Annotated in this window: 1 tRNA gene and 2 rRNA genes; all 3 read left to right on the forward strand. The window is 42.8% G+C overall.

The window, feature by feature from the left end:
* Positions 1–765: 765 nt before the first annotated feature.
* Positions 766–2,227 (forward strand): 16S ribosomal RNA (locus ARSQ2_RS14710).
* 514 nt (positions 2,228–2,741) lie between these two features.
* Positions 2,742–5,652, forward strand: a 23S ribosomal RNA gene (locus ARSQ2_RS14715).
* The 16S and 23S rRNA genes sit together here with 1 tRNA gene alongside, the layout of an rRNA operon.
* A gap of 391 nt (positions 5,653–6,043) precedes the next feature.
* Positions 6,044–6,119, forward strand: a tRNA-Trp gene (locus tag ARSQ2_RS14720).
* Positions 6,120–6,236 lie beyond the last annotated feature (117 nt).

Consider the following 6,236-nt stretch of genomic DNA (forward strand, 5'->3'; position numbering starts at 1 on the left):
ATACTTTCTTTGTCAGAAACACTCAGTAGAGCACGCTGAATAGGGCGGAGTTGAAGCATGAAATAGATCCCTTGGAATAATAAAATGTTTTAAAACATTAATTAAATTTTATGGCTATTCGCTATTACAAATGATATTCAAAAATAACTAGTTTCAATCAAATATTTTTTGTCGCAAACGCAATTGTAAAACAAACGTTTGCGTATTTCGCTTGCGTATTTCGCTTGCGTATTTCGCTATAATTTTTGTTATTTTATTTTTGTGGATAACTCTGTTAATAATTCGGTATAACATAATGCCTTGCTGTTTAATTAATCAATTAAACAAAATTATGCAAAATTAAGCTTACCAGCTGCGTAAAACTGCCTATAATGCACCCCCACTGAGTCAGTATAGAACGAATTAATTAAATTAAATTTTCTTGATGCAAGGTAAAGAAAAGTAGAAATAACTACTTGACTTTACAGCTGAAAAGCGCATTATAATATAATGCAACCTCATGGCCTAGGCCACAACCACAAGATCTTTAACAATTAATCAAATAATCAAACAATTTGTGTGAGCACTCGCACAAACATCATCAAAAAATATTTTGACTTTAAATTTTAAAGTCTTGAAAAGTGACAAAACAATTAATTAATATATAAATTATATATGCAGTAACGTTATTTTTGTCGGCAACGGCGAAGGTGGTCAAACATCGGAAAAGCAAGTTAAACAAAAAAGTGTTACAGTCAGTAACACATGCTTTGAGCATCAAGCTTTTAATTGAAGAGCTTAATCATGACTCAAATTGATACCCTGACGGCAGGTCTAGCACATGCAAGTCAAGCGGCAGACAAGTAAGTAAAATATAAAAATCTAATCAAAGGCAAAAAATAGCCACTAAAAACAGTGGCTAATACCGCATAATCTCTAAGGAGCAAAGTAGGGAGCCATTCTGATCTCACACCCTTTGGATGAACCCATATAAAATTAGCTAATAGGTGAGCTATTACCTCACCTAAACGATGATCTCTAGCTAGTCTAAGAAAATGATCAACCACCCTAAAACTGAGACACCGCCCAGACTCCTACGGGAGAAAACAGTAAGAAATAAAGTACTTTCAATCGTGAGGAAAGTGTTAAAGTTAATAACCTTGGCAATTGACGTTAGCGACAGAAAAAGCACCGGCTAACTCCGTGCCAGCAGCCACGGTAATACGGAGAGTGCAAGCGTTAATCAGAATTACTAGGCGTAAAAAACACGCAGGCAGAAGTAATTAAGTTAGATGTAAAATCCCCGAGCTTAACCTGGGAATGGCATTCAAGACTAATTAGCTAAAGTCTTGTAGAAAAGGTAAAATTTCATGTTTAGCAGTAAAATAAGTAGAGATGTAGAAAAATGCCGGTGGCAAAGGCGAGCCCCCTAGACAAAGACTAACGCTCATGTGCGAAAGAGTAAAAAGAAAACCAGATTAGATACCCTGGTAGTCCACACTGTAAACAATGTCAATTTGGAGGTTGTAATCATGAACTGTGTCCTCCAAAGCTAACGCGTTAAATCGATTGCCTGGGGAGTACAGCCAAAAAGTTAAAACTCAAATAAATTGACGGAGGCCCGTCACAAGCGGTAGAGCATATGGTTAATTCAATGTAACGCCAAGAACCTTACCTACTTTTGACATCCAGCGGAATCCTTTAGAGATAAAAGGAGATAGAAAAGTACCTTCGGAAGCGCTAAGACAGGTTCTGCATGGCTGTCCTCAGCTCGTGTTGTAAAATATTGGGTTAAGTCTCGCAACAAGCGCAACCCTTATCTTTTGTTGCCAGCGATTCGATCCAAAACTCAAAAAAGATTGCCAGTGGTAAACTAAAAAAAGGTGGAGATAACGTTAAGTCATCATGGCCCTTACGAGTAGGGGCTATACACGTGCTACAATGGCGTATACTAAAGAGAGGCAAGCCAGCAAGAAAAAGTAAAACTCAAAAAGTCCGTCAAAGTCCGGACTTAAAGTCTGCAACTCGACTCCATGAAGTTGGAATCGCTAGTAATCAAGGATCAGTATGTCGCGGTGAATACGTTCCCAGGCCTTGTAAACACAGCCCGCCATACCATGGGAGTAGGTTGCAAAAGAAGTAGGTAGCTTAACCTTTTTAGATGGTGCTTACCACTTTCTGATTCATGACTAGGGTAAAGTCGTAACAAGGTAACCGTAAAGCAACCTGCAATTAAATCACCTCCTTACCTAGATAAATAAAATGTGAGTGTTCACATAAATTGGCTGATAAAATAGCGCGTAAAGCCAATCTTATAGAGAGTTAAGACATCGTCCTTTCACGGCAATAACAGGAGTTCAAATCCCCTATGGAACGCCACTTTACTGATTTAGAAAGGCAGTGCACAACGCTAAAAGCGTGGTGCACTGTTTGTTGTTTACCCAATAATGCAATAACGATTAAGCGAATTCAGTAAGTTAGTTTACCAACTTATGCTCTTTAACAATCTGGAACAAACTGAAAATTGAAACACACATTATTAAAAAATAATGTAAAAAACTCTCAAAACTCCAATTAGTTGGGTTTTTGTTGTCATGATAAATCGTTATAAGTCAGCAGTCAGCAATTCAAGGCAGCCAGCGCACAGCAAGCCCAGCGTACTAAAGTACGTAGGCACATTGAGGGCACTGCCCAACAAAAAATTAGTAGACGCGCAGCTATAACCCAACAAAAAGACAGTAGAAAACACCTTCAGGTTGTAAAGTTAAGCGAATAAAGCCTACACGGTAGATGCTTAGGCAGGCAGCCAAAAACAATAAAAGACATGATAATCTGAGAAAAGCGCCGGTAAGCTGATATGAAGCGTACTAGCCAGCGATGTCCAAATGGAAAAACTCAGTGCATTAATGCACTATCGTTTGATGAATTCATAGTCAAACGAGGCAAACCGGGGGGTACTGAAATGTTTCAGTTCGTCGAGGAAAAGAAATCAACCAAGATTTCCAAAGTAGTGACGAGCAAACGGCAAGCAGCCCAAAGTCAACATCAATATTTACCGCAGGAGAAGGGTCTGGAAAGGCTGGCAATAAAGGGTGATAGGGCCCCGTATCTCAAACGGTAAGTGTTGTGAACTCGAAGAGTAGGGCCGGAGGAAACATGTTATCCTGTCTAAATATGGGAAAACCATCCTCCAAGGCTAAATACTTCTGACTGACCGATAGTAAACCAGTACCGTGAAAAAAAGGCAAAAAACCCCGGCAAAAAGAATGAAATAAAACCTAAAACTGTGTACATACAAGCAGTGGAAGCACCCAAAAAAATGTTACTGCGTACCTTTTGTATAAAAGGTCAGCGACTTATATTCTGTAGCAAGGTTAACCGGATAGAAGAGCCGTAAAGAAACCGAGTCTTAACTTACCGTTAAGTTGCAGGGTATAAACCCTAAACCCGGTGATCTAGCCATGAGTAAGTTCAAGTTTGCGTAACACTAACTGGAGGACCAAACCGACTAATGTTTCAACATTAGTCGGATGATTTGTGGTTGGGGATAAAAAACCAATCAAACCGGGAGGGAAATAGCTAGTTCTCCCCAAAAGTTATTTAGGTGCGCCTGAAATTATCTTCGAGTAAAGCACTGTTTTGTGAGTCATCCCAACTACCAGTCCGATGCAAACTACAAATACCGAAACATGTTATCACGGAAGGAAAACACGGCGGGTGCTAACCGTCCCGTGAAAGGGAAACAACCCAAACCGCCAGCTAGCTAAAGTCCCCAAGTCCTAGTTAAGTGGGAAACAAAATGGGAAGGCTTAGACAGCCAGGATGTTGGCTTAGAAGCAGCCATCATTTAAAGAAAGCGTAATAGCTCACTGGTCAAGTCGGCCTGCGCGGAAGATGTAACAGGGCTAAACCATGCACCGAAGCTGCGGCAGCGACATTTAAATGTCGTGTTGGGTAGGGGAGCGTTCTGTAAGCCGTAGAAGGTGGACTGAAAAGTCTGCTAGAGGTATCAGAAGTGCGAATGCTGACATAAGTAACGATAAAGCGGGTGAAAAACCCGCTCGCCGAAAAACCAAGGTTTCCTGTCCAACGTTAATCGGGGCAGGGTAAGTCGACCCCTAAGGCGAGGCTAAAAAGCGTAGTCGATGGGAAACAGGTTAATATTCCCGTACTAAGGGTTACTGCGAAGGGGGGACGAAGAAGGCTAAACTAGCCGGGCGACGGTTGCCCCGGTTTAAGCAAGTAGGTGGGTAGTGCAGGAAAATCCGCAGTGCTACAACACTGAGACGTAATGACGAGCCACGAAAGTGGTAAAGTAGTTGATGCCCAGCTTCCAGGAAAAGCCTCTAAGCGATAGGTAATCATTAATCGTACCCCAAACCGACACAGGTGGTTAGGTAGAGAATACTCAGGCGCTTGAGAGAACTCGGGTGAAGGAACTAGGCAAAATAGTGCCGTAACTTCGGGAAAAGGCACGCTGGCATTAAGTGAAAGGTCTAGCATCCGGAGCTAAAGCCAGTCGAAGATACCAGCTGGCTGCAACTGTTTATTAAAAACACAGCACTGTGCAAACACGAAAGTGGACGTATACGGTGTGATGCCTGCCCGGTGCTGGAAGGTTAATTGATGGGGTAAGCCGTAAGGCAAAGCTCTTAATCGAAGCCCCAGTAAACGGCGGCCGTAACTATAACGGTCCTAAGGTAGCGAAATTCCTTGTCGGGTAAGTTCCGACCTGCACGAATGGCGTAATGATGGCCAGGCTGTCTCCACCCGAGACTCAGTGAAATTGAACTCGCTGTGAAGATGCAGCGTACCCGCGGCAAGACGGAAAGACCCCGTGAACCTTTACTATAGCTTGACACTGAACATTGAGCCTTGATGTGTAGGATAGGTGGGAGGCTTTGAAGTGTAAACGCCAGTCTGCATGGAGCCAACGTTGAAATACCACTCTTTAATGTTTGATGTTCTAACTTGAGCCCGTAATCCGGGCTAAGGACAGTGTCTGGTGGGTAGTTTGACTGGGGCGGTCTCCTCCCAAAGCGTAACGGAGGAGCACTAAGGTTGGCTAATCACGGTCAGACATCGTGAGGTTAGTGCAAAGGCATAAGCCAGCTTAACTGCGAGCGTGACGGCGCGAGCAGGTACGAAAGTAGGTCTTAGTGATCCGGTGGTTCTGAATGGAAGGGCCATCGCTCAACGGATAAAAGGTACTCCGGGGATAACAGGCTAATACCGCCCAAGAGTTCATATCGACGGCGGTGTTTGGCACCTCGATGTCGGCTCATCACATCCTGGGGCTGAAGTAGGTCCCAAGGGTATGGCTGTTCGCCATTTAAAGTGGTACGCGAGCTGGGTTTAGAACGTCGTGAGACAGTTCGGTCCCTATCTGTCGTGGGCGAAGGAAGATTGAGAGGGGCTGCTCCTAGTACGAGAGGACCGGAGTGGACGCACCACTGGTGTACAGGTTGTCATGCCAATGGCATCGCCTGGTAGCTAAGTGCGGAAGAGATAACCGCTGAAAGCATCTAAGCGGGAAACTTGCCTCAAGATAAATCTTCCCTGACAGTGATGTCCTATAAGGGGTGTTCAAGACGAGAACGTAGATAGGCTCGGTGTGTAAGCGTAGCGATACGTTGAGCTAACTAGTACTAATAACCCGAGAGGCTTAACCTAACAACACCAAAGGTGTTTTGAAAGAGAGAATTTTAGCTTGTTTTAAAATTAAATATGGTCAAATTTTGCTAAAAGCCAAGGTATGTTCGCTACTAAGGTAGGTGATCAGACTATCTATTCTATAAAGCAGCGAAATAAGACAAAATAAAAAATAAATAAAAAAGAATTTGTCTAGCGCTAATAGCGCTGTGGTCCCACTTGACCCCATGCCAAACTCAGAAGTAAAATGCTGTAGCGCCGATAGTTAAGAAAGCTGCCAGCCTTTAATTTAAGGCTAATGGAAAAGACCGTTAGTAAAGTAAATTGGGTGGTGCGGTAATTCAGTTGGTTACAATATCGGCCTGTCACCCCGAAGTTCGCCGGTTAGACCCCGTCTGCACCCCCATCTATTAGGGGCGTAGTTCAATTGGTAGAGCACCGGTCTCCAAAACCGGATGTTGGGAGTTCAAGTCTCTCCGCCCCTGCCATTTATGGCTTTATAGATAATATTATTAAATATTAAAAACCCTGTTTAATAGACTGAGTTTTTTATAAGCCGCTCAAAGCCATTTTAATTTCTAGTCATTAAAATTGATGTATTTATG

This window comes from Arsenophonus endosymbiont of Bemisia tabaci Q2 (genome assembly GCF_902713415.1).
In the GTDB taxonomy this organism is placed as follows: Bacteria; Pseudomonadota; Gammaproteobacteria; order Enterobacterales; family Enterobacteriaceae; genus Arsenophonus.